Raw genomic sequence first — 26,942 nt, 5'->3', positions numbered from 1 at the left:
CATTACGCTACACGAGGGGCAGATTAATATGGGGGAACCCACGGCCGTTCCCTCCGGGATTACACATCTGATAACTGGTGATAACGGGCATCGGTTCGGGCTTCGATTTCCGAGAACGCCCGAACTCGCCGCGACCGACTCGCCGAGCGGACTGTCGGACCGCTCACGCCAGCCACTCGTCGGGTTTGGTGTCGTAGTCCACGTCGGTCGCGGCGAGGTGTTCGACCTCGTCCCAGTCCAGGTCGCGGGTCGTGATCTCCTCGCCGTCGTACCGGATGAGTTTGCCCTGTTCGTCGGGTTCGGGTTCGCGGTCCCGGCGCTTGGCGACCTCGATGTCGTGTTCGTCGAGCTCTTTGACGATGGTCTTCAGGTTCACCGGCCGACCCCACAGCTCGAACACCCGTTCGAGGGTGTCCTCGGCCTGCCCGAGGTCGAGCATGACGCCGTTGTACTTGTGGCTGAGGAGCAACTCGTTGCGGTTGTTGTAGTTGCCGTCCTCGACGACGATGGTCGGCTTCCCGAAGTTGGTGAACCGCAACATGAGCTTCTTTTTCACGTCCTCGTAGTCCGTCGAGGTGACCCGGTAGTCGCCGGTGGACTGGGTGTACTCGTAGGTGAAGTAGTCGTTCTCGTCGACGAACTCCTGGGTGAGGAACTCGTCCAGGAAGGTCACGTCGTTGTGACTCTCCCGGATCTCCCGCATCCGGTCCCAGCCGCGGGTGTAGTCGATGTCCTCGAGGGCCTCGGCGACGTTCTCGTAGCGGGCGTCGTCGAACATGTACCGCGAGACGCGTTCGAGTTCCTCCTGGCCGACACGGGAGACGAACCCGCGGTTCTGGGGTTCGACCAGCGAGTAGTGGCGTTCGGCCAGCCCCTCGTAGGTCAGCACCTTCCAGGGGTACTTTGCCACGTCGAACTCGCCGTCGCGGGCGTCTTCGAGTGCCTCGGCGTCGACCCGCGGGTCATCGGAGTCGAGGCCGTCGAGGTGGCTGGGAACGTCGGTGAGTTCCGGATCGGGCGCGATCAGGTTCTGGACCTGCTCGAAGTCCACGCGGTCGTGGAGGTTGCGCCATGTGATGTCCTCGACCCGGAGGAGGCGTTCGACGATCTCACGGCGGTTCTCCGTGTTCTCGACGTACTGCCAGAGTTCCAGCCCGAGCTTGTACGGGTTGAACCCCGGCGAGCCAAGCACCTGGGCCATGTGGTCGGCGTACTTGACGAACTCGTCGCTGGCGGCGAAGGCCTCCTTGGACATCATCGTCGACTCCCAGTAGGAGGCCCACCCCTCGTTCATGACCTTCGTCATCTTCTGGGGGGCGAAGTAGTAGGCCTCCCGGCGCAGGATTTCGAGGATCTCGCGTTGCCAGTCGGTCATCGTGACGGCCTTCTCGGCGTCGCGGTCGTAGGCCATCCCGTGCTGGCGGAGGAACCCGATCACGTCTTTCTCGGGTTCGTCCGGGAACGTGACCTCGCCGTCGTCGTCGCGCTGGGCCTCCAGCCAGTCCTCGTCGAAGACCTGCCCGACGACCTCCTCCGAGAGGTCGAGTTCGTCGAGTTTCGCTTCGAGGTCCTCGACGTCCTCGTCGCGGTCCAGTACCTCGTCGCGGGCGTCGGTCTCGACCGGCGCGAACGGGCGGTGCTGGTCGATGTTGTCCTCCAGACAGAGGACGTGGTCGATCCACTTCTCGACCGCGGCCCGTTCGATGTCCGGGTCCTGCATGTACTCCTGGATCGTCTCGGAGTGGCGGGCCAACATCGCTGCGGCGTCGGGGTCGTCGCTGAACATCCCGAACCACTCGTTGTTGGCGAAGAAGTCCGCGTGGGCCTCGACGTGAGTGATGACCGCCTTCTGGTCGGCCATGGAGTTGGACTCCTGCAGGAAGGCATGCGATGGGTCGTCGTTGTTGACGATCTCGAAGGCCTTCCCGCCGAGGAACTGGCTCTGTTTCCGTTGCTGGTCGTACTGCATCCCCCAGCGCCAGTGGGGGTAGCGCTGCTGGAACCCGCCGTAGGCGATCAACTCGTTCATCTCGTCGTAGTCGACGATCCAGTAGTTGACCGGATAGGGCTGTAGCCCCAGTTTCTCCGCGAGGTTCGAGGCCTCGTCGACCGGTTCTTCGAGGTCCTCGGCGATGCGCTTGGCTTCGTAGCGATCCGAATTCATGCTTCTACCTCCTCCGTGCTCAGGATCTCGTAGATGGCGTCGACCACGTCCTCCGGACTGGAGACGTACGCCACGGCGACGTTGTCGCTGCCCTCGAAGTGGCGCTCCACTTCCTCGGCGTGGGTCGCGTTGATGGCGTTCCCGCTGGGCTGGGTCTCCACGTAGGCGTGGAGGTTCGCGGGGATCTCCTCCATCAGCGGGATCACCCGCTCTTCGGTGTCGTTACTGGAGTTCTCGGAGTCGCCGGCCGCGAACACGTAACGGTTCCACTCGTGCCAGGGGTACTCCTCTTCGAGCACCTTCGCAGCCAATTCGTAGGCACTCGAGATGCGGGTCCCGCCACCGCTCCGGATGCCGAAGAACTCGTCGCGGTCGACCTCCCAGGCCTCGGCGTCGTGGGCGATGTAGACGAACTCCGCGTTGTCGTACTTGCCCGTGAGATACCAGTCCAGCGGGGTGAAGGTTCGCTCGACCAGTTCCCGCTTTTTTTCGCGCATCGACCCGGACACGTCCCGGATGTTGACGACGACGACGTTCTTCTCTTTCTCCTCGATTATTTCGGGGTAGCGGTAACGCTCGTCTTCCCGGCGGAAGGGGATCTGATCGACGCCCTCCCGGCGGATGCGCTCGGCGGTGGATTGCCGTTCGACGTTGTCGTCCATCTCCGCCATGGAGCCCCACGTCGTCTTCTCCTCGCTCGTGAGGTCGTCGTACTCCTCTTCGAGCCAGGACTTCGAGACCGGAATGTTCTCGCCGCGGGCCCACTCGAAGACGGAGGCCGGCCCCATGCCGTCGATCTTGAGGACCTCCCGGAGGTAGTCCCGGTCGAAGTCCATCGCCAACTTGCGTCTGAGTCCCTTCTTGAACAGCGACTCGAAATCCAGCGTCGAGGAGGGGCCGGTCCGCGTGATGTCGGTGAAGTCGCCCTCCTTCTCCTCGACGACCTGCTTGCCCTTGGGTTCGAGGTCCAGGCCGAGTTCCTCGTCGAGTTCCTGGGCGAACTCCTCGGGGTCCATCTCGTAGTACTCGTGGTCCCCGCCCTCCTCGCCGGGGTCGCCGTCCTCGTCGCCGTCGCCGGGCTGGGATTCGGGCCGGCCGACGGGCTGCCCCTCCTCGGCGTCCTCGCCCTGACCGACCCCGCCCATGTCGCGCTGGTCGTAGGCGAACTCGGGGAGGTCGACGATCTTGATGGGGATCTTCACTTCGTCGGGCCGGCTCTGCCCGAGATCGCCGTACTGGATGAAATCCGCGAGGTCCTGGCGGCGCTCTTCGCCGACTTCCCGGTACCGGTCGAGGTCGTCTTTCAGTCCCATTTATAACTCACCTGGCTCATGACGTGGCGGCTGGTCAACTCGGCGGAGGCCTCGGTGTAGTCGAACATCTCGGTCATGTTCTCCAGCGTGGCCTCCTTGACGGCGGCCGTCTCGGTGCCGCTGGGCGGGTTGTCCCACTGTCGGGGGTCGAAGTCCTCGTAGGTCCGCCGTACGTCCTCCCAGTCGTGGGTGCCCAGCACCGACTTGATGACGGGAATCTCCTTGGGATTCACGTCGGAGATCTGGAACTCCTCGTCGCGGTTGTGCCAGGCGTGGCGGTTGAGGGCGGTGATGATCTTGTTCGTCCGGAACTCCTCGACGGCGTCGTCCGGATCCTCGCCGCCGTCGTAGTTGTCCTCGGAGAACCGCCCGAGATGCTCGATCTCGAAGACTTTCATTTTCAGCGGGTCGGGGTCTTCGAGTTCGCCCCGCTCGTTCTCGATCTGTTCGTCGGCCTCCCAGGCGTAGACGTGCTCGATGTACTCCTCGACGGTCTCCTCGTCGACCCGCTTGTCATGCATGATCGCCCGGAGGACGTCGTCTTCCTGCTGGCTGAACACGTGATTCTTCACGGCGACCACCTGGTTCTCGAACTCGACGCGCTCGCTGCCCGAGAAGACGGGCGCGTCGACCAGCCCCTCGGCCATCGCGTTGAGGATGTCCCGGGGCATGATGACGTGTTCGACGGGCAGGTCCGCGTGATAGCGGTCCTGTTCGACGTGGAGCAGGTCCGCGATCACGTCCCGCGTGTAGGTCACGGGGATACCGCCCTCGCCGTCGTCGGCGCTGTCGTCCCACTCGAAGTCGTCCATCTCGATGCGCTCGTCGCCTTCCTGCAGGTAGCCCCGGTCGAACAGCATGGCCTTGTCCACGAGGTCGAGGCCGTTGGGCACGTCCTCGTCGTCGAGTCGCGTGACGACGGCGTACAGCCCCGCGGCCTCGATGGCGTGGGGGGCCAGTTCCTTCTCGTTGACCTCGGCGTCTGAGTCCCGGACGTGGATGTGCAGAGGCTCGCGAATCCACGACTCGAGTTCGTCCCAGGACTGGGCGGTCCAGACCTCGGTCTCGTTGGTCAACTCTCGCCGCAGGAGCTGGGCCTCCAGCGAGAGGTTCGTCAGGTACGTGAACTCGTGTTTGTCGAGGCGGCGCTTCAGCGCCTTCAGCGGGTCCTGGCCCTCGCGGTCGGCGTGCTGGTTGAGCCTGGCTTCGAGGTCGGGGTTCGAGATGATGATCATCTGGGTGTCGATGTCCATCCCGATGCCCTTGTCCAGCTTCACCTTCCCCTCGTCGGGGACGTTCAGGAGTTTCTGGAGCAGGTCGGCGTGCTGGGCGGCGTCCTCGACGATGGTCAGCAGGCCGTTGCCCTGCGAGAGGACGCCGTCGTAGCTGAACGCCTGCGGGTTCTTCCGGCCCCGGGAGTCCAGTTCCCGGAGCATGCCGGCCATCCACGACCCCACGAGGCGTTCCTTTGGCGACCCGTCGTCCTCGCTGTGGAGGACGCCGATGCCCCGACCCACGTCGACGACGAAGTTCTTGATCCGGAGGTGTGTGGGGTCGGTCACCGCCGAGAACAGGTCCTCGATCTCCTGACGGCGGTACTGCTCTTCGAGGAACTCGTAGGCCTCCCGGCAGAACGGATCGAGGTCGCCCTCGACCCGGATCTGGACGTGGTCGTCGAGGCGGTCGTTGATCTCCGCGATCAGGTCGGCCCGGACCTCCTCGGGGAACACAGTCAGCGGATGGGATTGGACGGGGCTCTCGTACCAGTCGTCCTCGTCGCTAATCGGCTGGTCGCCGTAGGTCATACCCGAGGAGCCGCTCCCCCCAGCTCCGGCGACGTTCCACTCGACGGTGTAGCGCCGGCCATCGTCGGTCTTGGAGTACTCGCGGAGCCCGTTGATGAGACACCGTTTGAGCTCTGACTTGCCCGTGGCGGTCGGTCCGTCGAGCCAGATTATCTTCTCGTCTTTGCCACGCGACGCCGCGATGGAGCGCAGGTCGTCGACGAACCGGTTGAGCGTGTCCGTGTTCCCGAGGATGGCGTGCTCGCCGTCGTTGTGCGGGTCGTCGAAAAAGCGGTAACGCTCCTTCTCCTCGCCCTCTTCGATCACCGCCCGCGTGCCGGCGGCCTCGATGGCCGACAGCAGGTACTTCGAGGCGTGGGAGGCCAGCTGGGGCTTCTCCAGCACGAGGTCGACGTACTCGCCGAGACTCATCGGCTCCTGGTAGGTCTCCTCGAGGGCGGTGTCCGCGGCGTCGATGTAGTCGTGTCCAGCCATTACTCTTCCATCTCTGCTTTGGCGACCTCGGCGCCGGCGAACTCCAGTACTTCCTTGGCTCCTTCCCGGGTGTAGCCCTGTTCGATCAGCGCGTCGATCCACTGGTTGCGCTCGTCGTCGTCCATCTCGCCGGAGGAGACCAGCGCCGAGAAGTTGATGTTGTGTTTCTTGTCCTCCCAGAGCTTGCGCTCCAGCGCCCGGCGCAGGCGGTCGTTGTCCTGTGGGTTGAACGTGTCTCCCTCGCGGGCCCGGCGTGACACCCAGTTCGACACTTCCTGGCGGAAGTCGTCCTTGCGGTCCTCGGGGACGTTCAGTTTCTCCTCGACGCTGCGCAGGAACGTCTCGTCGGGTTCCTGCTCGCGGCCGGTGATCTCGTCCTCGACGGTGTCGTCGTCGATGTAGGCCATGACGTGGTCCATGTACTTCTCGCCCTGGCGCTGGATCTCGTCGATGTCGTAGGCCAGCGCGTGGCGCACGTCCTCGATGGCCCGGTCCTTGTACTCCTCGCGGACGAGTTCGAGGTAGCGATAGTAGGTGTCGAACCGGTCTTCCGGGATCGAGCCGTGATTCTCCAGGTTCTCCTCGAAGTGGTTGAAGGTGGTCAGCGGTGAGAGGAAGTCCCGGCTCCGGTGCATCGAGTCCATGATGGCCTCGGCGATCTCGTCGCCGATGAACCGTGGCGAGACGCCCTCCATGCCTTCGCCGATATCGGCCATCTCTTCGGCCTCCTCGCGGAGTTTCTTCACGTCCACGTCCTCGGCCTCGTCGACCTCGCCGTTGTAGGCTTTGGCCTTCTGGACGATGTCCACGGTGCCGGAGTCCGGTTCCTCGATCCGGGTGAGGACGCCGAACAGGCCCGCCATCTCCAGGGTGTGTGGCTCGACCTGGATGTCCGGGAGGTCGGCGTTGCGGAGCATCTTCTCGTAGATGCGGGCCTCCTCCTCGTACTGAAGGACGTAGGGGAAGTCGATCCGCTTGGTGCGGTCGTTGAACGCCTCCATCTTCTCGTCGCCCTTCTTGTCCTTGTACTCGGGCATGTTCGTCCGGCCGACGATCACCTGGTCGATGTCGATCCGCGGATTGTTCTTGGGCTTGATCGTCTGTTCCTGCGTGGCGTGCAGGAAGTCGTAGAGGAACTCCCGCTGGAGTTTCAGCAGTTCCTCGCCGGAGAAGATACCCCGGTTGGCGTTACAGAACGCGCCGGAGTAGTCGAACGCCCGGGGATCGGACTCCCCGTAGATGGCGATTTTCGAGTAGTTGACGTCGCCGGTGAGTTCGGTCTCGTCCTGATTCTTCTTGTCTTTGGGCTCGAAGGTCTCGATCGCGCGGCGCTGGTTCTCGTCGGCGACGATCCGGACGATCTCGATGTGGTTGTCCAGCACCGATTCGAGGTCGTCGTCGTAGTAGGCCAGCAGGCGGTCCATGTAGAATTCGCTGGCCGGATCGAGTGCCTGTTCGTTGCGGATGGTGTAGGGGGCGTCCAGTTCCTCGTTGAGGTCCTCGATCACCTGCTCGCGCTGTTCCTGTGGGAGCAAGACGATGGGGTCCTGATTCATCGGGGACCGCACGGTATCGTCGGCGGGATCCTGGTCGTCGATGATGTCACAGAGGTTACTCCACCGGAAGGTGTACATCCGCCCCTCGTCGGTGCGGGTGTAGTGTTCGTAGTAGCGGCGGACCTGGCGGTCGAAGTCGGACTTCCCGGAGCCGACCGGGCCCAGCAGGAGTTTGATCCGCTTTTCCGGACCCAGGCCGCGAGCGCCGGATTTGACCTTGTTCACGAACTCGTGGATGGCCTCGTGGATGACCCGGCCGTAGAACGTGTTCTCGCCGTCGTTCAGCGGGTCCTCGGCCGCGAGGTCGTACTCAACGACGCCGGCGTCTTCGTCGTAGTCGGTCCCGTAGTAGTCGAACATGTCGGCAACGCGCTGGTGGGCGTTGCGGGCGATCCGCGGATGGTCGTACAGCTGGTCCAGGTACCAGTCGAACGTCTGGGTCTCTCTGAGGTCCGCTGGAATCGAATCCTGGTACTCCCGACTCAGCTCTGCGAGGGTTTCTTTTGTATCGGTCATGCTATCACGGACAGATTGTACGCGGGGTCGCCGCGGCGGTCGCGGTTCCCCTGCTGCCACGGGCGCGAGCCCGCAGGTCTCGGTGGCGTCCACCACACCAGCCCACACTCCGCCGGCGACTGGCAGGCCGGCCCCGTCCCGAACTACAGCGCGCGCTCGCGCGACGCGAGCAACCGCGCGCCCGCTTGGTTGCGGGTCCGATCTGTTTGCACGCCATGTATATTCATACCACTCCCACGGCCCAGAACGCCCGAGATCGGAGAGTCCCGAAAAAATACCGGGGTGCCTGGGCGGCGAGAGCAGGGGCAGTGGTGGGGGTCGTGTATGGGTGGGCTTACCACCGATACTATTTATTTAATGAGAATCCCGGAGGGATAAGCATTGTCCCCACAGCGGTTTTTCGGCCCGTTTGTTCCGGCCGTCTCAGTGGGCGAAAGTCGGGCACGGGAACCGGGATGCCCGTTCAGTTCACCGTACCTGCAAACTTGCATTTATATACTGGGTGAACAGATGGGCACGACCGTGGCCGCCGAGACCGCGTCACTCAAGACCGGTCGGCCGGAACGGGACGTATGGACTCCGCGGAGCTACCGGCCGGATGGGAAGTCTGGTCGGCGGGTGAGACCCGGTACGTGCTGGCCTACCGCCCGGACATCTTCGACAGCAGTGAGTTTCCTGCGCCCTGTCTGCCGACCATCTACCTGACGAAGGGTCAGCGGGGCCGCCGTCCCGGTCACCACCAGCCAGCACCCGACGACCCCTGGCACGTGACGCTGTCCCTGGAACCCGAGATCGAGGTCACGTCGGCGCGCTACGACGACCGCGACGAGGCCATCGCCGGCGTCCACGACCTCGCCGCCCGATTCGCCGAGGGAGAGTTCGACCCGCACGAATACTATCAGGTCCCCCGCGAGGACTACCTCGACGAACTGGAATCGCTGGTCGGGCCGTAGGGCGGCTCGTGGCTTCCGACAGTGACGAACTCGCCCGTGTCGGCGCGACGCAGCTGGATCAGCACGTCGTCTCCGAGCGAACTGCCCTTCGAAACTGTGATCGAGTCGCCGGATTCGATGCCGTCGGTCCACTCGTTCTCGTAGGCTCCGCTCTCGGTGAAGGGCGAGCGGTACGACTCATTGACGTACGCGATTCGGTCGCCCACCAGAATCCGGACCGGTTCGATGTCCGGCCCGTTCGGGTGGGTAACCGTGATCCGGAGTGTGGTCGTGCCGTCGTCCGTGACGGTCTCGAATTCGAAGGTGGGTTGTGGATACGGCGGCGGGTCGCCGGTCCGCTCGACACACCCCGCGGTGAGGACACAGAGGAGACAGGTGAGCAGGACGGTTCGTCGCATCCGGCTGGCGAACGGAGTCGATCGTTATCAAGGCCCGGGTCGCCCGGCCCGGACGGGCGAAGACTGGTTTTAACCGACGGCCGTGAGTACGGGGTCGTATGACCACGGTCACGCTCGTCGGGACCCGGCTCGCCGAAGTCGGGACCGAGTTCGTCTATCACGGAGCGGCCGACGCCTGCGAGGGCTGTCCCTACCGGGACCAGTGTCTCAACCTCGCGTCCGGCCAGAAGTACCGCGTGACCGCCGTCCGGGAGAACGCCTCGACGCTGGACTGTGCGGTTCACGATTCCGGGGTGACGGCCGTCGAAGTCGAACCCGCGCCGGTCCTCGCGAACGTCGACGCGCAGGGGGCCTACGCCGGGAGCAAGGCTGCGCTCGAAGGCCCCTGTCCGCACACGGGCTGTCCCTCACACGAGTACTGTGAACCGGCCGGCGCGGCGTTCGACGTCGAGTACCAGATCGACGAGGTCGTGGGCGAGCCACCACACGACTACTGTATGCTCGATCGGGATCTGACGCTGGTGGAGTTCGCGCCGTCGGCCGAGGAAGAGTGAAGTGTCACCGGTTGGAGGAGACGGCAGGGATGGACCCGCTCGACGTACTGACCGACGACGACGTGCTCAGGAGCCCGCCCGCCGGGAAGTACGTCCGCTTTCTGGAGCGGCCCGACGACCGCGAGGTGGACCCGCTCCGGTTCGAGATGTGGCTCGACGCCGACGGGTCACACGGGCCGATGCCCCACGTTCACCCCGAGCAAGACGAGTTCCTGCAGGTGATCGACGGTCGGCTGGGGATCTCCCACGAGGGGGTGACGGAGACGCTTTCCCCCGGTGAACGTGTCGTCGTCTCGGCGGGTGACGTGCATCACTTCTGGAACGCGGGCGACGAGCGGCTCCACCTCCGGGGCGGCGTCGACCCGGGGCTCCGGACGGAGACGTTCATGCGGGTGACCTACGGACTGGCCCGCGACGGCGCACCCGTCACCGGTTCGGGCATGCCGCTGAACGCTCTCCGCCTTGCCGTGTTGCTGGACGAGTTCGACGACATGCTGTTTCTGGCCGCGCTCCCGCAGTGGCTCCAGCTCGCCGGGATCAGAGCGGTGGCTCCGGTCGGTCGGCTCGTCGGATACGACAACGGCTATCCCGAGTATCGCTAGGATTCGAGCGTGCCCACGTGGTCGGCGGCGTAGCCGAACACGTCTTCGTAGCCGTAGGGTGACATCAGCACGGGGTAGAAGTCGCTCTCTGCGATGTACTCCTGGCCGTCGGCCGTAGCGTAGGGCTGGCCAGCCTGGACCTGCCGGAAGTTCGTCGCGAACACGTCGTAGGCCTCCGCCGAGTCTTTGGGGACCGAATGGGTGAGCCGGTAGACCGGCAACTCGTCGCGACGCGGGGCCTCGTCGTCGGGGAGCACACCCACGGCGGCCAGGAACTCGCGGGTCACCTGCACGGCGTTCTCGGCTGCGGTATCCGAGCCCTGAAACCCACACTCGACTTCGATCAGCCGCCGTGTCACCTCGAACAGCCGACCTTCGGTGAACTCACAGGTTTCGACGACGGCGTCGACCGACAGGCGAGGGCAGATCCGCCGTTCGTACTCGCCGACCTCGTCGACCAGCGCGAACAGCCCCTCGTAGGACTGAGTGGAGTGCAGCGCGAGGATCTGACAGTCCGCCACTTCCATCGAGAGTTCGTGGGCGAGACGGGATTCGTGGGTATCACCGTCGGGATCGCCCGGGAACGCTCGGTTGAGATCCTCGTCGACGTAGCGCACGCCACGCTGCTGGGCCTTTTCGTTGGCGATAACGAACTTGACGGGGCGCTGGAACTCGACGTCGGCGGACAGCAACGTCTCGACGGCGTGGACGCCACAGGGCTCGTCGCCGTGGATGCCCCCGATAACGGCGATCTCCGCGGGGCCATCGCCGACGGTCTCGACTCGCATCGGTTCACAGCAACGGTCGACCGGTCTTAGTACCCACGAAACCGTGACGGATCACGATCCGGACAGGTCAGTGCTCCAGTGACTCGGCGTACGCGAAGTCGGCGTCGGTCGCCTCGGGCCGACGCTCGTCCAGTCGCACTTGCCACCCCTCGATAGCCGTGGGATCGGTGAGCGCGTTGGTCAGAACGGTTCGAACGTCGAGCAGGTCGACGCCGTAGTAGTCGTTGGGGACGTTCTGGAAATACTGGAGCGCAGTGCGAAAGAGCGAGCGCATTCCCCCATCGTCCTCGAAATCCTCGTGCTTGTACGCACCGGCGGCGACCTGGACCATCCCGTGCAGGAACTTGCTCTCGGTCGACCCGCTCCCGTAGTTGTACCACTCTGATTCAAAACAGTCATGCGATTCATGGAACGCGCCGGAATTGTATAGCCGGACGCCGTGAATCACCGCCCGCCGAAGGGTAGCGTGTTCCCAATCCCCGGTTTCCGGGTTCCACCCGGTCGGGTTCCCTGAAATCGGTGGGCCTACGGTGGGGTCCCGTGTATGGTCGTTCATAGGCTAGTTGCTGGCCGCTCGAACCCGGTTCCCTGACGGTACGATTTGTTTACACTCGGCCAAACATTCTCGAAGCAGTCGTGTGACTCGTGGTACTCGCCGACGTTGTACAGGCGAACGCCGTGGACCGTCGCACGCCGGAGGGTCCCGTGTTCCCACCGGTCCTCCGTGGGTCGCCATCCCGTCGGTGATCCACGGATCGGCGGCCCCACCGAGTCGTCGCGCGTGTGCTCGTCCATCGGGACTGTCTTGCACCGACGCCGCTGTCAATCCGTCGGATCGACCGCGCTCGTCATGAGTTTTATTCGGACGTGTCGGCAAGGTAAGTGGACCGACGGATGGACAGATCGCTGTTCGCGGACCTCACTGTCGACCGTCAGCTGCGTGCTTCTGTGATCTCCGAATAGCCACAGGCCGGACAGTTGAGGCGCTCGCGGTCGAACGACAGCGAGCAACTGCCACAGCGGTAGCTCGGGTCCGGACGAAACCGTTCGCGGATCGATTCGAGGAGCTGAGGTGATCGGTCCATCGCTTCGACACTCGTCGTTTGTGCATACACCATCATAAAACTTGCCTGTACAGTCACTTTTTGTCCCTAATTGAGTCCGATAAGTCGATAATACGGATCAGAACTGGATCTAAGGTGGGGATACATCGGTGTAGCCTTAGATCTGGAACTTTCGACGTGACTGCCCGGTTTCGTGGAATCTTTATACCGGCGAGGGCCGAGTACAGGACGCGTGCGAGGGTAGCCAAGCCTGGAAACGGCGGCGGACTCAAGATCCGCTCCCGTAGGGGTCCAAGGGTTCAAATCCCTTCCCTCGCATGCCTGAACGTGCCACGACGGCGCGCTCGGCCTGCGAAGAAGGGTTTGAACGCTGTCGGGCCGTGCCCGACTGAAGTTCAAATCCCTTCCCTCGCACTGTTGGCCACTACGGCCCCTCGCAAACAGTGCAGGAAGATCCACTCGGCGAGGCCGCCACCGGGGCGGCCTCGAAGCGAACGGGACACCGCGTGTCCCGTGAGCAGGAGCGATCTTCCCTCGCAAACTCCACTCTCGAACTAGACCCGACAGCCGAGCAGTTGCCGACCGTTCGATTCCGGCTGACGGTAAAAAGAACCGGCTCTAGCGGCGGTGTTCAAATAAGGATGAAAAGTGAGGCGATGTGCTTTCTGAGTGTCCATGCCCGAAAACACACGCCTCGGCGGGAGTATCGACCAGATCGACTTAGAGTTTGTTGAACGCGAAGCGACACCGCGACTGCTGATGAAGCTCGGTATTCAGTTGCATCTCGCTGGACTCTCGCTTTCGCATACCGTTTCGGTTCTTGATATATTCGGTGTCGAGCGAGCGCGATCCACCGTGCATAATTGGGTTCACAAGGCGGATCTACAGCCCAAAACTGGATGCAGTCCGGATCACGTTACGGTCGACGAGACCGTGATCCGACTCAACGACGAGCAATACTGGCTGTACGCTGCGGTCGATCCCGACACGAACGGATTACTCCATGCAAAGCTTGAACCGGTGAGAACGAACGCTCTCGCTCACGCATTCTTTGCCGAACTTCGCGAGAAACACGACGTGGACGACGTCCTCAGAACGCTTCGCGTTCTGATGGGCTGCACGAGAACCCGGTTCTCGTGAACGCCGTGTTTCTCGTCGATGGTGCAGCACCACTGAAAGACGCTTGCCAGCGACACGGCCTCGATTTCAGATACGAACGCCACGGAAATCGGAACAGTGTCGAACGTGTCTTTCGTGAGGTGAAACGCCGCACCTCTTCGTTCTCAAACTATTTCAGCAACGCCGAGCGAGACACAGCTGACGACTGGCTCCAATCGTTCGCCTTCGCATGGAATCAGCTAATCTGAACACTACCGCTCTAACCGGGGCATTTTTAAATAGGTTGAGGCGATTTATTGAGCAGTAGTTCATGAGACGTCGCACGTTCATTGCGACGGCTGGCACGTTACTCACCGCTGGGTGCGGGGCACTGGACAGCAGTGGGCGCGGGGGCGGTCCTGGGGCGCATATCGACGGGTTCATCAACGATTCCAACTCCTCGGATTTTAGCTTCGGCAACATGGGAAGTGAACGGAACTTCTCCATGGGGGACTTCGACGAGGTGGACTTCGAGTTCAACGAGAGTTCCTTCGAGGCGAACTTCGATTCGCGATTCGGCGAGAACGCGGGGCCGACACCGACGCCGGTCGAGACCGATCCGAAAGCGACCGAACTGATGGCAACGTCGATGGACCGGATTCGCGAGACCTACGCGACCTACGTCGGGTACGCGGGTCCGGAGGCGAATCTGCTCGACGTGGACGCGACCACCGAATCGTTCCACGCACCGAAGATACGGACGCTGGCACAGAACGCGCGGGCGCCGCTGGAAAAGGCGACCGAATACGCGCCCGAGGGACAGAAGAACATCATCCTCTCGCTCGTGCAGGTGACGACCTTCCTGGAGGACCTCGCACGGGTCCGGGAGGCGCTGATCGACGCCTACGACGAGTTCCTGTTCGCGGTCGAACGAATTTACGCGGAGAGTACGCTCCGGGCCGAACAGACGACGTACAACATCGACGACTATCGCGACGAGGCCCAGTCACTGTACCGGCCGCTGAAAAACGAGATCGACGCCGAGGCGGTCTCCGTGTTCAATCCCATCGGGAAGGTGTACGAAGAGAAGATCGACCAGGTGCGGGCGGAGTTGCAGGCGTTCCGAGAGGTGCGGGCCGGCGTGAAAAGCGCCGCGAGGGGTATCGATGCGTTCAACCAGGGCGTTCCCCGGTTCTACGAACAGAACTACGAACGGGCGCTCTCGCCGCTCAGTACGGCTCAGTTCAGCTTCGGGTCCGCCCAGTCCAGTTTCGGAATCGTCGACGAGTCGACGGGCATTCAGGAGAAGGCGAACGAAGTCGCCGGAGTCATGGAGGCACTGGAGGCGGCGGCCGGTGCACTGCACCGGGCGTCCGAGGTGAAAGTCGACGACGAGCCCCAGCCCGAGTTCTTCGAGGCGCGGCGCGCGGCCGAGCGGGCCGTCGAATCGAACGACATCGCCTCGGACATGCGGACCGCCGAGCAGATCATCACCTAATTGTCCGCGGGCGGCGAGGGTCCGGTATGGACGATCCGACGACCCTCGCCGCGCGCGCGGCCCGTGCCGGCGGGACGGTCGCAGTCGAGCGGTTCCGAACCGACGTTCGGTTCGAGGCGAAAGCACACAAGAACGATCTGGTGAGCGAGGCGGACGCCGACGCCCAGGATCGGGTCGTCGCGCTGCTGGCGGCGGAGAGCGACGCGCCGGTCGTCGGCGAGGAGTCGGACACGCCGTCGACTGTCCCGACGGGGGGCCCGGCCTGGATCGTCGATCCAATCGACGGGACGGCCAACTACCTCCGGGGGTTGCGCCTGTGGGCGACCAGCGTCACGCGGGTCGAGGACGGCGAACCGGTTGCCGCGGCGACGGTCATGCCCGCGATGGACGACGAGTTCCTGGCCGGCGAGGAGACGCGGCTGAACGGGGAGTCGGTCTCGGTCAGCGATCGGGCCGACCCGGAGACGTTCGCGGTCGCGGTGCTGGGGTGGGGTCCACACGGGGAGCGCGAGGCCTACGCCACCCTCGCGGACGCGGTGGTGCGGGAGTGTGGTGACATGCGTCGGCTGGGGAGTATGCAGTCGGCGCTGGCGTTCGTCGCCAGCGGGGGCCTCGACGCGGCGATCACGACGCGGCGGCCCAACCCATGGGATTCCGTCGGCGGTGCGCACATGGTTCGGGCGGCCGGTGGGACCGTGACGGATCTGTCGGGTGAGCGGTGGCGACACGACAGCCAGGGGCTGGTGGCCTCGAACGGGCAGGCCCACGGGCGGCTGGTGGAACTGGCCCGGGACGTGGTTGCGAGCGTCGACGAGTGAGCGCGCGGGCCGGGGAGGCGTCGCCGCCGGCCGTGTTCGCCAGTCGCACAGGATCGGAACCCTGAAACGGGCGGCTCGCGCGGTGTCGAGCATGCAGGTGACCGAACGGATCGACGCCGGGCGCGCCTGGACGCTGACCGCCCTGGCCGGTGTCGCGGCGCTGATCCTCGGCTCGCTGGTGTTCTACGATACGGTCTACCGCGGGTTCGTCTGGCACTACTTCTGGGGGCCGGTCTACGCCGACGCCCACAACGCGGTGGCGGCAGTGCACCGTGGTGGCTCCGTGGAGTTGTTGTACAACCCGACGGCACGAGAAGCGGCCGTGGCCGCCGGTCAGGTCGTCGCCGAACCCGGCTACACGCTCGTCTCGGAGGTCGGGTACATGGTCGTCTTGCTGTTCGGCCTGATCGGGGTCCTCCAGTTGCTCCGTCGGCTCGACGTGGGCCGTGACCGGGATCTGTTTTTCGCGCTGGTCCCGTTCATGCTCTTCGGCGGTGCCCTCCGTGTCGTCGAGGACGCGAACGATGCCGTCCCCGAAGGCGTGAGCCAGGCCATCACCTACCCCTGGAACTCGCTGATCATCAGCCCGATCATCTACTTCACCGTCTTTTTCGTGACGCTGGCCTCGCTGCTGGTGACGATCAAACTCAGGAGCGGGGGCTACGTCGAGACCTACGCACGGCCGATGGCGGCGGTCGGGAGCGTGGCCTTCGTCGTGACCTTCGGGTACCTCGTGACGCTGTCGTTTTCCGCCGACTACGTCGAGTTCTATCCGCAGGTCCTCCTGAGCGTGGTCCTCATCGCGACGGCGCTGGCGGGCGGGATCTACTTCGCCGTCGACCGGTTCCGGCCCGAGATCAACGCCGGGACGGGCTTGATCGGACTGGTCGTGCTGTGGGGCCACGCCATCGACGGCGTCGCCAACGTCGTCGCTGCAGACTGGCTCGGTGCGCTGGGTCTTCCCGCCGCTATCAGGTACAGCCCGAAACACCCCGCGAACGCGTTCATCATCAGCACGGCGGAGGCGATCCTGCCGGCGTCGCTGTTGACGGCACTGGGATCGTCGTGGCCGTTCCTGCTGGTGAAACTGGTCGTCGCGCTGGCGGTCGTCTGGATCTTCGACCGGGAGATCTTCGAGGAGAGTCCGCGCTACGCCCTGCTCTTGCTGACGGCTATCGTCGCGGTCGGGTTGGGGCCCGGAACGCGCGACATGATCCGCGCCACTTTCGGCATCTAGAGCTTTTGCAGGGCGGATTCCGGGTAGTACCGACTGCCGCAGTTCCGGCACGCTGCCACGGTTACCGTCGCACCCGCGCAGTCGACCTGTCGCCGGACCAGTGCCTGGCCACAGTCTGCACACGGGAGGTCGAATTCGGTCGTCATGGACGTACGGGCCGCTACCGGACGGTGTCGACCTGTCCGCGAGCAACCCCGTGCGTACGTTTCACACACGCCGAAATAAACCTATCTCTCTCTAGGGGTACGGGTGGTGGTCCCGGTCGAGTCGGGCCTCGAAGCCCAGGCTCTCGGGGACGTCTTCGGCGCGCTCGCCGAAGTACGGGTCGTCGAAAAAGAGCGGCTGGGCGCTCGGGACGATCCCTCTGACGGCCTCGAATCCGAGCGTGTCCACGTCTCGGGGGGTGAGCCGCGACCCGTACACGTCCAGATCCGCGTCACGCAGCCGTTCCACGACGGCGTCGAGGTGGTCCCGGCCCTCGGGGGCCTCGTCGGGGCCGACCTGTTCGGCGGGGACGCTACTGCCGACGGCGAGGAAGGTCTGGGCCTCGCCGGGGAAGTCCGCGAAGTGACCGATGGCACCGCTCTCCCCGGCGGCGTCGTCCGGTCCCATCCCGCGGAGTTCGAGCCAGTTCTGGAGGGCTTCGGCCAGCGCCGAGCGTGCGGCCCGCGCCGGATCGAGGTGGGCGGAGAGGCCGACGGCGAAGCGGGGCCACTCCTCGCGGTGGACCGCGGCCGCCACGACGGGTACGTCCACGTCCTGCGTGAGCAGGAGCGGGACCACGTCCAGTCCCTCGGATTTCGCCCGCCGGCGCAGCGTGGCGAAGGTCTCGTCGTCGACCGAGAGCCCGAGCGGGTCGAACGTGGAGTACCACGACAACATCGCTGCGTCGCGCTCGATGATCTCGTACAGGCCCGACAGGAGCGCCTCGGTGGTGCTGTTGCCCAGTCCCAATCCCGTGGTCACGGCCGGGCGGAACCGCTCGGTCGGCGGCGGGAAGTGGACGAACTCGGCGGGGAGCCATACGTCGCCGTCGGTGTCGAGGTTCCGGCCGGGCACCCACTCGACCTCGGTGTGTTCGTCCGCGGTCGTCCAGCCGTCGCCGTCGGCACAGACGAACGTCGAGGGCGGGACCGCGTCGTCGATTTCGGCGGCCGTTCCCGTCTCGAACTCGGCGGTCCGGTAGATCCCGGCGCTGTAACGCTCGTACCCCTCGCCGAGTGCCTTCATGAATGCGGCGTCCCAGTCGGCGGCGACGCCGGCGGCCTGTCGGGCGGCCGTCGCGTCGCTGAATTCGCCCGTATCGGCGACGGTCGCGAGGTAGTATGGGGCCGGGAACGATTCGGCCTCGCCCACCTCGGCGACGACGCCGACTCGCTCGTCGAGGCCCTGTTCAGCGCGGGTCAGCGCTTCGTCCAGGTCGCGGTCTGCGTGGTCGTCGCCCGGCCGTCGGTCGCGCTCGCCGGCACAGACACAGTCGGGGACCGGCAGGAACTGTCGCCGGGCGTGGGGGACCTCGATCACGCCGCCGACGATAGAGGATCGCTTGCCCGCGACGAGTTTCGCGGCTTCCCGACCGGCGATGGCCCCGGCGAACCGGGCCGTCTCGGCGTCCGGTGCGGCCTGTGGTTCCTGATCGGGGTCGGCGTTCGAGCGCACGCGGGACTGGAGACAGCGGTAGCAGGCGGTCCCGGGGCCGAAGCCGGACACGGCAGCCTCGACGACGGGGTAGCCGCCGATGCCGCCGATCTCGACCGCGAGCCACGGAGTGCCGGACTCGCGGGCGCGTTCGTCGACCGTCTCGAAGGCCACGTCGCCCGCCTGGCCGACCACGACCGCGAGGTCGGCACCGCCGACGACCGCCGGATCGAGGTCCGTGACCTGCGCGTCCACGTCCGCGAGTGCGGCGGCGACCGCGTCACGTGCCGGTCCCGAACCGACGAGAGCGACTGTCATTGCCGGTGGAACGCGACCGGGGATCAAAAAAGCGCAGGCCTCAGCCCGACAGCAGGCTCTGGGCCACGTTGGCCAGCTGGTCGGAGTCGGCGTCCTCCAGCCGCTCGTCGCCGAGCATCAGGCGAAGTCGCGGTCTGCCCACGTCGATGGGCACTTTCTCGGTGTCGATCAGGCCCATGTCTTCGAGCTTCGTCTTGGTCCGGGAGAAGGTTGCCTTCGAGGCGAGGCCGATGTCCTCGCCCCACTTGCTGATGTCGTACAGCAACTCGCCGTTTTTCGCGGCAACCAGGAGACTGATGGTCACCTCGTCTAGGCCTTCCCCGTTGCCGCGTGCGGTCTGAAGAGAGGCGAGCACCTCGTCGAAGTCCGTCGCCGTGGCTTCGCTGATGTCCGACGACAGCGTCTCGCGGACCTCCGTCAGCGGCGGGGTCCGGAGGCCGAACTCGTCGGCGCTCTCCCAGACGGCGTCGTAGCGCTCTCGGGCGCTCTCGACGAACGCCTCGTCGTCGGTCGTCAGTCCGGCGACTGTCTCGCCGGCCGCCACGATGGCGACGACCTCGTCGTCGGTGACGAACAGGGCGTTCTCCGGAGGATTCTCGACTGTCCGAATCGACAGCACGTCGTCGGCGATCAGATTCGCCGCCCGACTCGCGATGATGAAGTCGTCCATCACGTCCTTGAGCGGGCGCTCCGCCGCCAGCAGGTTCACACTGGGTGGGGACTCCAGCGTACTCATTACCGATACCAGCTCTTCGATGGTCTCCCGTGAGGGGTTCACGAGAGACGATTCGGTGGGGGCAGCCGACAACTCGGTCCTCAGTAGGTCCGTGATGCCGTCCGCAAGCAGGTTTTGGCTCATCGTCCTATGAATGTATATATTGTATTACGGTATTTAATTTTATCGTTGATAACGAGTTGAATTACGCGACTAACAATTATACATCTGAGCTTCGAGCCGGCTAATTATATGTCTTTGGTCTGAATATCAAAAGTAAATATCGGACTACCAGTTAGACAGTAAAACCGCCGGCAGACCCGCCGGTCGGGGAGCGAACGCGACTCGTGAGAACGTTTCGGTAGTGAAAACGGTCAACGACTGGCCGCGAGTTCCGTCGCGAGGTCGTCCGACCAGTGGAACTCGTTGTCGTAGATGATGGGCAGCGGCGTCTTCGAGAGCACGTCGACCAGTTCGTCCCGGGTGAGGACGGTTTCGGTCGCCGTCCCGTGATAGGACGACGCCTCGCCGAAGGCCGGCTGGAAGCAGTCGCCGATCCGACGGGCGGTCAGCGCTTCACAGGACAGGCGGAAGCGACCGTCGTCGCGTTCGAGCCAGCCCACGACCGGGCTGTCCGGCGTAGGTGCGAGCGTGTAGGTCCCGTCACCCACGACGGCGTAGTCTTTCCCCATCATGATCCGCCGGCGCGACAACTGCATCGCCGGTTCGAGCCCGAAGCCGTGAACGAGCAGGCGCGAGAAGGCGGTGCCGACCTTCGCAGCCTGTCGATCCAGCACCCTCGTCAGCGTGACCGCGCCGCCGACGCTGCCGCGTTCGATCAGCTCCAGTCCCTCGTGGTAGGACCCACAGGCGTTGAGAAAGAAGGTCCGCGTCTCACAGCTGTCCAGCGACGACGCGGTGAACCGACCGTCGGGACACTCCAGTCCGTCGGCGTCGCAGTGGCCGATGTAGTGGACGAAGTCGTTGGGCGAGGCGAACACCTCTGCCAGTTCCGCGCTCGTGAGGTGTTCCTCGATGTCGACCGACAGCGGCAGGTCCGCCGACCGTTCCTGGTAGATGTCCGCCACCGCCGCGTGTTCGTCGTACATCTCCTCGTCGTTGAGGACGACCGTCACCGACAACGGCGTCCCGCGTCGGTCCTGGTACCGCCGTCGGTTCTCGTAGGCCTGTGGCGAAGTCTTGAACGCGTCGATGGGCGCGCCACCCGCGAGCCAGGCGTGGATGCGCCCGGCACGGAGCTCCGGGTCCACCCGGTCGACGGAGGCCACCGAGCGGCGGCTGGCGTGACTCCCGGACCGGTAGAAGTCGTCGAGCGTCCGTTCGAGTAACTCCGTCCCACGAAGTTCCGAGGATTCGGGCAGGTAGATCAGGCTCAACGCGTCGAGCAGGTACGGGAGCGACCGGACGTTGTCCAGTTCGGGCGCGGCGTACGTCGAGAAGTGCCACTCCGGCAGGTACTCGTCGAAGTCCGGCTCCGTGACACAGAAGTACCGTGCCAGTCGCTGGGCGGGCGTCCGGCGCCGCAACGTCGCCGGGTCGAGGTCGAACCGGTCGAGCAAGGCGTCGCGACGGGCCGGCGATTCCCCCTCCAGGTCTCGGACCAGCGTATCGTAGAAAAACACCTGTCTGAGCAGGCGCGCGACGCCGTGCTGGAAGGTCGGGAGTTCCCGGAACCGACACTCAACGTCCGCGCTCGGGGCGACCAGCTTCGGCGTCGCCTCGGGCTCGACAGTCACGGTCGCCCCGAGATAGTACGCCAGCGGCGCACCGACGAACAGATACTCCAGGCTCTCGGGGAGACGGAGTTCGATCCCCGTCTCGGGCGTCGCCGCATCGACGGCGTCGGGAATCGACCGCTCGTCGCCGACCTCGACGACGGGCGGGTGATCCCGCATCGACGGATGGGAGCGGGCCGGTCCGGTCGTCCGCAGCGCCGCCGACAGGCGACTGATCGCGTCCGCGACGCCGGCCGGCGTCGGCGGGACGGTGACCGTCGACGGGTCCTCGCAGTGTTCCCTGAATCCGAGTGTCACCGGCCGCTCCTCCCCGAGGCTGACCACGACCTGCTCGCCCACACGACGGACGAACGCGGGGCCGTCGAACCGGCAGTACAGTTCCATGCTCGGCTCGCGATTGGCCGTCCGTCCACCGCCGACTGCCAGCCGACAGTCGAGCAGGAACTGACCCCTGTCCAGCGCCACTGGCTCGATCAGGTCGTACCGTCGCCCCCCGGACGCGTCGGTCAACGTTGCGTTCTCGACGGGGACGCGCAACTCGGAGAGACTCCCGGTCACGCAGTCCTCGACCGGCTGGACGAGCTCCGGTCCGGACGTGCGATCCTCCCAATCGACGGTCCGAACCGTCGCCTCTCCGGCGCCCCCGATGGCTCTAACCCCCCCATTGGCCGCCACCCAGGCCATCATGCTATACTCACTCGCACGGACTACTCACTCATTATTTTTCGGACGGGGTATGACCGGGTTATTAAATGGCCCACGATTGCCGGTATTTCTTTACAGGGCAACTACCGGTGGTGAAAATCCCGGGCAGGAAGGGTAGATTATTGTCGGGCCAGGACTGAGCCACGGGCATGAACTACGAGCACGTCCGGGAAGTCGACCCGGCGGTCGCGGACGCCCTCGAGGGCGAAGTGCAGCGGCAGAACGACACGCTGGCGATGATCGCCAGCGAGAACCACGTCAGCGAGGCGGTGCTGGAAGCCCAGGGCAGTGCGCTCACGAACAAGTACGCCGAGGGGTACCCGGGCGAACGCTACTACGCGGGCTGTGAGTACGCCGACGAGGTCGAGGAACTCGCTATCGAGCGGGCCAAGGAGCTGTGGGGCGCGGAACACGTCAACGTCCAGCCACACTCGGGCACGCAGGCCAACCAGGGCGTCTACTACGCGATGCTCGAACCCGGGGACAAGATCCTCTCGCTGGACCTCAACCACGGCGGCCACCTCTCGCACGGCCACCCCGCGAACTTCACCGGCCAGCTCTACGAGGTCGAACAGTACGAGGTCGACGCCGAGACGGGCTACATCGACTACGACGACCTCCGGGACCACGCCGAGGCGTTCGAGCCCGACATCATCGTCTCGGGCTACTCCGCGTACCCGCGCGAGGTCGACTTCGAGGCCATCCAGGCCGCGGCCGACGCCGTCGACGCCTACCACCTCGCCGACATCGCGCACATCACCGGCCTCGTCGCCGCTGGCGTCCACGCCAACCCGGTCGGCACCGCCGACTTCGTCACCGGGTCGACGCACAAGACGATCCGCGCGGGCCGTGGCGGTATCATCATGTGCGACGAGGCGTACGCCGACGACATCGACCCCGCCGTCTTCCCCGGCGGCCAGGGCGGTCCCCTGATGCACAACATAGCCGGCAAGGCCGTCGGATTCAAAGAAGCCCTCGAACCCCAGTTCGAGGCGTACGCCGAACAGACCATCGAGAACGCGAAGGCGCTGGGCGACCAGCTCCAGGAACGGGGCTTCTCGCTGGTCTCGGGGGGCACGGACAACCACCTCGTCCTCGTGGACCTGCGCGAATCTCACCCCGACACGACGGGCAAGGACGCCGAGGAGGCCCTCGAAGACGTGGGTGTCGTCCTCAACGCCAACACCGTGCCGGGCGAGACGCGCTCGCCGTTCAACCCCTCGGGCATCCGCGCGGGCACGCCTGCCTTGACCACGCGTGGCTTCGACGAGGGAGCCTGCCGCGAGGTCGCTGATATCATCGCCGACGTGATCGACGATTACGACGACGCGGACGTGAAGGCAGAGGCCGCCGAACGAGTCCAGAACCTGACCGACGCGCACCCGCTGTACGAGTAACACGAGCAGCGGCGGTCGTGGGCCAGTTGGTTTTTTGCCATTTCGGCAGCCACGTGCGGCCATGGTCCGCCAGTCCCTCCAGCGTGCCGCCGTCGACCGCTTTGGCCCCGAAACCACTGACTACGGGTGGTTGCTGGCCGTGTTGCTCGGAATCCGCCTCTCGCGCACGGTCGTCGGCGGCGTGGTCGACAAACTCGACGAACTGCCGCCCCGGGTACTCGACCCGCACCTCCTCGGGACGGTCGTCTACGCCACCGCCGGAACCGTCGTCGTGGTCGCGCTCGCGGCCGTGTTCCTCCGTCTGGCGGATCCGGACGTGGCGATCAGACCGGAGGATACGGTTCGTTTGCCACTGTTGACGTGGGGTGTCCTCGCCGTGAGTGCGTACGTCCTGTTCGGGACGGTCGACATCGAACCGTTCCCGGCGTCGCTGGTCGAGCTGTTCTTCGGGACCGTCGTCCCCATCGGACTGCTCGCCGTCGCGTACGCTCGCCTGCGCGGGACCGAAATCTCCCTCTCGATACCGGGAATGGAGGCTGGACCGATCTTCGGCCCCGCTGTCGTGCTCGCCGCCATCGCCGGACTGGTGCCGCCGTTCGCGGCCTCGTTGCTCTCGGGTGGGTTCCCCGGTCCCGGCGGGTTCTACTTCGGGCCGCCGCCGCTGGCGACGATTCTGGTGACCGCAGTGGTGACGCCGATCCTCGTTGGCGGTGCTTACGGACTGTTGTTCAACGGCGCGATTCAGGCGTCACTTCGCGAGCGGTTCGGCGCGGTCGGTGCCGTCGCGGTGGTGACGGCGCTGGTCGCGACGTACCGCCTCACGGCCGTCCCGTTTCCGTTCGACGGGCCGCTGTTCGTCCTCACGACCTTCACCGCGGGGGCTGTCCTGCCGGTCCTGGCGGCGTTTCTGGCGGTCGAGGGGATCGCATCGGTCGGGCCGGTATCGGTCGAACCCGAGGCCCGGGAGCTGGCGCTGGCACTGGGGCTGACCGCCGCCGTCGTGCTGGTCGTCGTCGGTGTGTTCTGGGCGCTCGTCCTCGGCGCGCTGTTCGGTCTCGACGCTATCTCGGCGTCCCTGGGGATCCTGCTGAGCGCGCCCGCCTACCTGGCGGCGGCCGCCATCGCGAGTGTGAGCTACGAACGCGTCCGCTCGGCCTGGGTTCCTGCCGTCGTGTTCGCCGTCTTCCTCGCCGCCCTCGACGTCGGTCCGTATCTGGCTCGTGCGATCTGAGTCGCCGGTGCCGGGAGCCCGCGCGCTCCGCCGCAGGCTATCGAGACGTTCAAGGGTCGCCCCACCGCCTGTTCAGCCATGACCGAGATCATCGACGGGAACGCCGTCGCACAGGAGGTCCGCGACGGACTGGGCGACGCCATCGACACGCTCGCCGACGCCGGGACCACGCCGACGCTCGCAACCGTGCTGATGAGCGACGACCCCGCCAGCGAGACCTACGTGTCGATGAAGCAAGACGACTGTGAGGAGGTGGGCATCGAGGCCCGGGACGTGGAGATCGACCCCGACGCGCCCGCCGACGAACTGTTCGACACCATCGACGAGCTGAACGCCGACCCCGAGGTCAACGGCATCCTCGTCCAGATGCCCGTGCCCGAGCACGTCGACGACCGCGAGGTCCTGCGGCGGATCGACCCGCTGAAAGACGTGGACGGGTTCCACCCCGAGAACGTCGGCCGCCTCGTCGCCGGCAACGCCCGGTACAAGCCCTGCACGCCACACGGTATCCAGAAACTGCTAGCCGACGCGAGCGTCGAGACCGAGGGGGCCGACGCGGTGGTCGTCGGTCGCTCGGACATCGTCGGCAAGCCCATGGCGAACCTCCTGCTCCAGAAGACCGAGGGCGGCAACGCCACCGTTACCGTCTGTCACTCACGGACCGAGGACCTGGCCGCCCGGACCCGCCGAGCCGACATCGTGATCGCGGCGGCGGGCGTCCCGGAGATGATCGACGGCGACATGCTCGCCGAGGGCGCGACGGTGATCGACGTGGGGATCAACCGCGTCGACGCCGACACCGACAAGGGCTACGAACTGGTCGGCGACGTGGCCTACGAGAGTGCGAAGGAGGTGGCGGGTGCGATCACGCCCGTCCCCGGCGGCGTGGGCCCGATGACCCGCGCGATGCTCCTCTGGAACACGGTCAAGGCCGCGAGTCTCCAGACCGAGACCGACGTTGGACTGCCCTGAGGCTGGATGACCGCGACCGATCCCGCGTTCGCCGACCTGGCGGCCCGTGACGGCGTCGAGTCGCGGCGCAAGGTCGAGACGGTGGACGCCGACCGGTTCGCCGAACTGGAGTCGAAGGTCGGCCCGATGACCTGGGCGGTCGGCGCGGTCGTCACCGACGACGCAGGTCGCGTCCTGCTGGTCCGGGAAGACGGCGAGTGGCTCGCCCCCGGCGGGGAGGTCGAACCCGGCGAGACCCACGAGGAGGCGCTGGTCCGCGAGGTCGAAGAGGAGACCGGCGTGCCCGTCAGCGTCGGCCCGCTCGTGGCCGTCACCGAAGTCGCCTTCGAGTGTGGCGACGACAGACTCGCCTTCTATTTCGCCCACTACACTGCGACGCCGACGGCGACCGAACTCACGGACGATCCGGGCGTCGACGGCGAGGAGATCGAGGCCGTCGAGTGGGTCGATACGGTGCCCGAGGGCACGGTCGACCGCGAGGTCGTTCGACGGGCCCGCGACGGGCCCGATTGACCAGCACTGCGATCCCGTAGCCCAGGCCCAGCACCTGCTAGACCAACTCGACTGGTTGGGTGGTCGAGAATCGGCGAGCGATTGATACCCGTCCGGCCTCTGGTATGTGGTGGGATGACAGTCGACGAACTGGGGACGTACGGACTCGAACAGCTGACCGACGACGAGATCCGTGCTTTCCTCGCGAATCAGCGGATGGGGGTGCTGGGGCTGCCGACCGGAAACGGGCCGTACCTGCTCCCGCTGTCCTTCGGTTTCGACGGCGAGTCGCGACTCTACTTCACCTACGTCGTCGGCGGCCAGAGCCGGAAGGTAGACCTGAGCGAGCGGGCCGAGCGCGCCAGCTTTCTCGTGTATAGCGCCGAATCGCCCTACAACTGGGAGAGCGTCTCGCTGACGGGACGGATCGAGGAAGTCCCGGAGTCGGAGTGGGACGAAATCGACGGCGCGCTGGCCGACGCCTGGCGACCGGGGCTGATCGAGGCGGCCGCGGCCAGCGCCGACGTGGCGGTCTACCGGTTCCTGATCGAGGAGCGAAGCGGCGTCAAACACACCGGCCTGCCGCCGGGGTTCGACTGATGTTCGACCCCTTCTCCGTCGTCGAGACGGAGGCGGTCACAGAGCCGCCGGAGGGTCTGGAGGACTCGATACAGCGTGCCGACGCAGCGACGTTCTGGGGGTTTCTCGCCGCCGCTGGTCTGGCCCAGGCGGGACTGTTCGCGGCGAGTCTCGGACTCATGCTCGCTGGTTTTCGGGGGCAGGGGACGCTCGGCGGGGCCCTCGTCGGCGGTGGGGTCGTTGCGCTGGCGCTCGCCGGTGGGATCGTCCGGTGGCACCGACGACGGTGAGTTCCCCACG

General features: G+C 65.5%; 23 protein-coding genes, 1 tRNA gene and 1 pseudogene. 14 read left to right on the top strand and 11 right to left on the bottom strand.

Translation table 11 applies throughout. The features are described from left to right. Positions 1-163: 163 nt before the first annotated feature. The 4 genes from MU521_RS12390 to MU521_RS12375 are packed head-to-tail and all read right to left on the bottom strand — an operon-like array spanning position 164 to position 7,828. Positions 164-2,164, bottom strand: a complete 2,001-nt coding sequence (locus tag MU521_RS12390) for a SpoVR family protein (protein WP_092692741.1) — start codon at positions 2,162-2,164, stop codon at positions 164-166. Further along, positions 2,161-3,477, bottom strand: a complete 1,317-nt coding sequence (locus MU521_RS12385) for a YeaH/YhbH family protein (protein WP_092692743.1) — start codon at positions 3,475-3,477, stop codon at positions 2,161-2,163. The genes MU521_RS12390 and MU521_RS12385 overlap by 4 nt, the downstream gene beginning before the upstream one ends. Beyond that, positions 3,468-5,756: a PrkA family serine protein kinase gene (locus tag MU521_RS12380; RefSeq protein ID WP_092692746.1), complete on the bottom strand. Its 2,289-nt coding sequence runs from the start codon at positions 5,754-5,756 to the stop codon at positions 3,468-3,470. Before MU521_RS12380 ends, MU521_RS12385 begins: the two co-directional genes overlap by 10 nt. Beyond that, positions 5,756-7,828: a PrkA family serine protein kinase gene (locus MU521_RS12375; RefSeq protein WP_092692748.1), complete on the bottom strand. Its 2,073-nt coding sequence runs from the start codon at positions 7,826-7,828 to the stop codon at positions 5,756-5,758. The genes MU521_RS12380 and MU521_RS12375 overlap by 1 nt, the downstream gene beginning before the upstream one ends. A 572-nt stretch (positions 7,829-8,400) precedes the next feature. Between MU521_RS12375 and MU521_RS12370 the strand changes: the two genes are divergently transcribed. Then, positions 8,401-8,781: a DUF5820 family protein gene (locus MU521_RS12370; RefSeq protein ID WP_092692751.1), complete on the top strand. Its 381-nt coding sequence runs from the start codon at positions 8,401-8,403 to the stop codon at positions 8,779-8,781. Here MU521_RS12370 and MU521_RS12365 read toward each other — a convergent pair. Then, positions 8,745-9,179, bottom strand: a complete 435-nt coding sequence (locus MU521_RS12365) for a hypothetical protein (RefSeq protein ID WP_092692754.1) — start codon at positions 9,177-9,179, stop codon at positions 8,745-8,747. The genes MU521_RS12370 and MU521_RS12365 overlap by 37 nt on opposite strands. Before the next feature lie 98 nt (positions 9,180-9,277). On the opposite strand from MU521_RS12365, the gene MU521_RS12360 reads away from it, so the two are divergent. Continuing rightward, a complete protein-coding gene (locus MU521_RS12360) occupies positions 9,278-9,733 on the top strand; it encodes a UPF0179 family protein (protein ID WP_092692757.1) in 456 nt (151 codons plus the stop codon). Positions 9,734-9,762: 29 nt separating this feature from the next. Further along, positions 9,763-10,335: a cupin domain-containing protein gene (locus MU521_RS12355; RefSeq protein ID WP_092692760.1), complete on the top strand. Its 573-nt coding sequence runs from the start codon at positions 9,763-9,765 to the stop codon at positions 10,333-10,335. On the opposite strand, the gene MU521_RS12350 is transcribed toward MU521_RS12355, so the two are convergent. From MU521_RS12350 to MU521_RS12335, 3 genes are all read right to left on the bottom strand, one after another. After that, positions 10,332-11,123 (bottom strand): M14 family metallopeptidase, encoded by a 792-nt coding sequence (locus tag MU521_RS12350; protein ID WP_092692763.1) that lies wholly within the window; start codon positions 11,121-11,123, stop codon positions 10,332-10,334. The genes MU521_RS12355 and MU521_RS12350 overlap by 4 nt on opposite strands. A gap of 67 nt (positions 11,124-11,190) precedes the next feature. Next, positions 11,191-11,679, bottom strand: a complete 489-nt coding sequence (locus MU521_RS12345) for a DUF309 domain-containing protein (protein WP_092692766.1) — start codon at positions 11,677-11,679, stop codon at positions 11,191-11,193. A gap of 376 nt (positions 11,680-12,055) precedes the next feature. After that, positions 12,056-12,208, bottom strand: coding sequence for a hypothetical protein (locus tag MU521_RS12335; RefSeq protein WP_175452876.1), 153 nt, complete (start codon positions 12,206-12,208; stop codon positions 12,056-12,058). A 213-nt stretch (positions 12,209-12,421) separates the two neighbouring features. On the opposite strand from MU521_RS12335, the gene MU521_RS12330 reads away from it, so the two are divergent. The 5 genes and pseudogenes from MU521_RS12330 to MU521_RS12310 all read left to right on the top strand — a co-directional run bounded on the left by MU521_RS12330 (position 12,422) and on the right by MU521_RS12310 (position 16,838). Beyond that, positions 12,422-12,505: transfer RNA gene (locus MU521_RS12330), tRNA-Leu, on the top strand. Positions 12,506-12,862: 357 nt separating this feature from the next. After that, positions 12,863-13,554: pseudogene (locus MU521_RS12325) on the top strand (IS6 family transposase). 212 nt (positions 13,555-13,766) lie between these two features. Further along, entirely contained in the window at positions 13,767-14,783 is a 1,017-nt protein-coding gene (locus tag MU521_RS12320) for a hypothetical protein (RefSeq protein ID WP_092692775.1), read from the top strand. A 26-nt stretch (positions 14,784-14,809) separates the two neighbouring features. Further along, on the top strand, positions 14,810-15,601 hold the full coding sequence (locus MU521_RS12315) for an inositol monophosphatase family protein (RefSeq protein ID WP_092692777.1): 792 nt from the start codon (positions 14,810-14,812) through the stop codon (positions 15,599-15,601). Positions 15,602-15,692: 91 nt separating this feature from the next. After that, on the top strand, positions 15,693-16,838 hold the full coding sequence (locus MU521_RS12310; protein WP_092692780.1) for a DUF63 family protein: 1,146 nt from the start codon (positions 15,693-15,695) through the stop codon (positions 16,836-16,838). Between the two features lie 237 nt (positions 16,839-17,075). Here the strand turns inward: MU521_RS12310 and MU521_RS12305 are convergent, their stop codons facing one another. From MU521_RS12305 to MU521_RS12295, 3 genes are all read right to left on the bottom strand, one after another. Continuing rightward, positions 17,076-18,794, bottom strand: a complete 1,719-nt coding sequence (locus MU521_RS12305; protein ID WP_092692782.1) for a YcaO-like family protein — start codon at positions 18,792-18,794, stop codon at positions 17,076-17,078. Between the two features lie 40 nt (positions 18,795-18,834). Beyond that, complete coding sequence (gene tbsP / locus MU521_RS12300) at positions 18,835-19,653, bottom strand: transcriptional regulator TbsP (protein WP_092692785.1); 819 nt, start codon at positions 19,651-19,653, stop codon at positions 18,835-18,837. A 230-nt stretch (positions 19,654-19,883) separates the two neighbouring features. Then, the gene (locus tag MU521_RS12295; RefSeq protein ID WP_092692787.1) at positions 19,884-21,953 is read right to left on the bottom strand and encodes a hypothetical protein; all 2,070 of its coding nucleotides are present in this window, start codon (positions 21,951-21,953) and stop codon (positions 19,884-19,886) included. 167 nt (positions 21,954-22,120) lie between these two features. Here MU521_RS12295 and glyA point away from each other — a divergent pair, with 167 nt between their 5' ends. From glyA to MU521_RS12265, 6 genes are all read left to right on the top strand, one after another. Then, complete coding sequence (gene glyA, locus MU521_RS12290) at positions 22,121-23,368, top strand: serine hydroxymethyltransferase (RefSeq protein WP_092692790.1); 1,248 nt, start codon at positions 22,121-22,123, stop codon at positions 23,366-23,368. Positions 23,369-23,429: 61 nt separating this feature from the next. Continuing rightward, the gene (locus MU521_RS12285) at positions 23,430-24,599 is read left to right on the top strand and encodes a hypothetical protein (protein WP_092692793.1); all 1,170 of its coding nucleotides are present in this window, start codon (positions 23,430-23,432) and stop codon (positions 24,597-24,599) included. 78 nt (positions 24,600-24,677) lie between these two features. After that, on the top strand, positions 24,678-25,571 hold the full coding sequence (locus tag MU521_RS12280; protein ID WP_092692796.1) for a bifunctional methylenetetrahydrofolate dehydrogenase/methenyltetrahydrofolate cyclohydrolase: 894 nt from the start codon (positions 24,678-24,680) through the stop codon (positions 25,569-25,571). A gap of 6 nt (positions 25,572-25,577) precedes the next feature. Further along, positions 25,578-26,084: an NUDIX hydrolase gene (locus MU521_RS12275; protein ID WP_092692798.1), complete on the top strand. Its 507-nt coding sequence runs from the start codon at positions 25,578-25,580 to the stop codon at positions 26,082-26,084. A gap of 114 nt (positions 26,085-26,198) precedes the next feature. Then, positions 26,199-26,663: a pyridoxamine 5'-phosphate oxidase family protein gene (locus tag MU521_RS12270; protein ID WP_092692801.1), complete on the top strand. Its 465-nt coding sequence runs from the start codon at positions 26,199-26,201 to the stop codon at positions 26,661-26,663. Then, positions 26,663-26,932 (top strand): DUF7322 domain-containing protein, encoded by a 270-nt coding sequence (locus tag MU521_RS12265; protein ID WP_092692803.1) that lies wholly within the window; start codon positions 26,663-26,665, stop codon positions 26,930-26,932. The genes MU521_RS12270 and MU521_RS12265 overlap by 1 nt, the downstream gene beginning before the upstream one ends. Positions 26,933-26,942: the final 10 nt, after the last annotated feature.

It is taken from the genome of Halorientalis regularis (assembly GCF_023698535.1).
Classification (GTDB): Archaea; Halobacteriota; Halobacteria; order Halobacteriales; family Haloarculaceae; genus Halorientalis; species Halorientalis regularis.
Note: the sequence above shows the minus strand (reverse complement) of the source record. Positions and strands in the feature narration are given on the sequence as shown.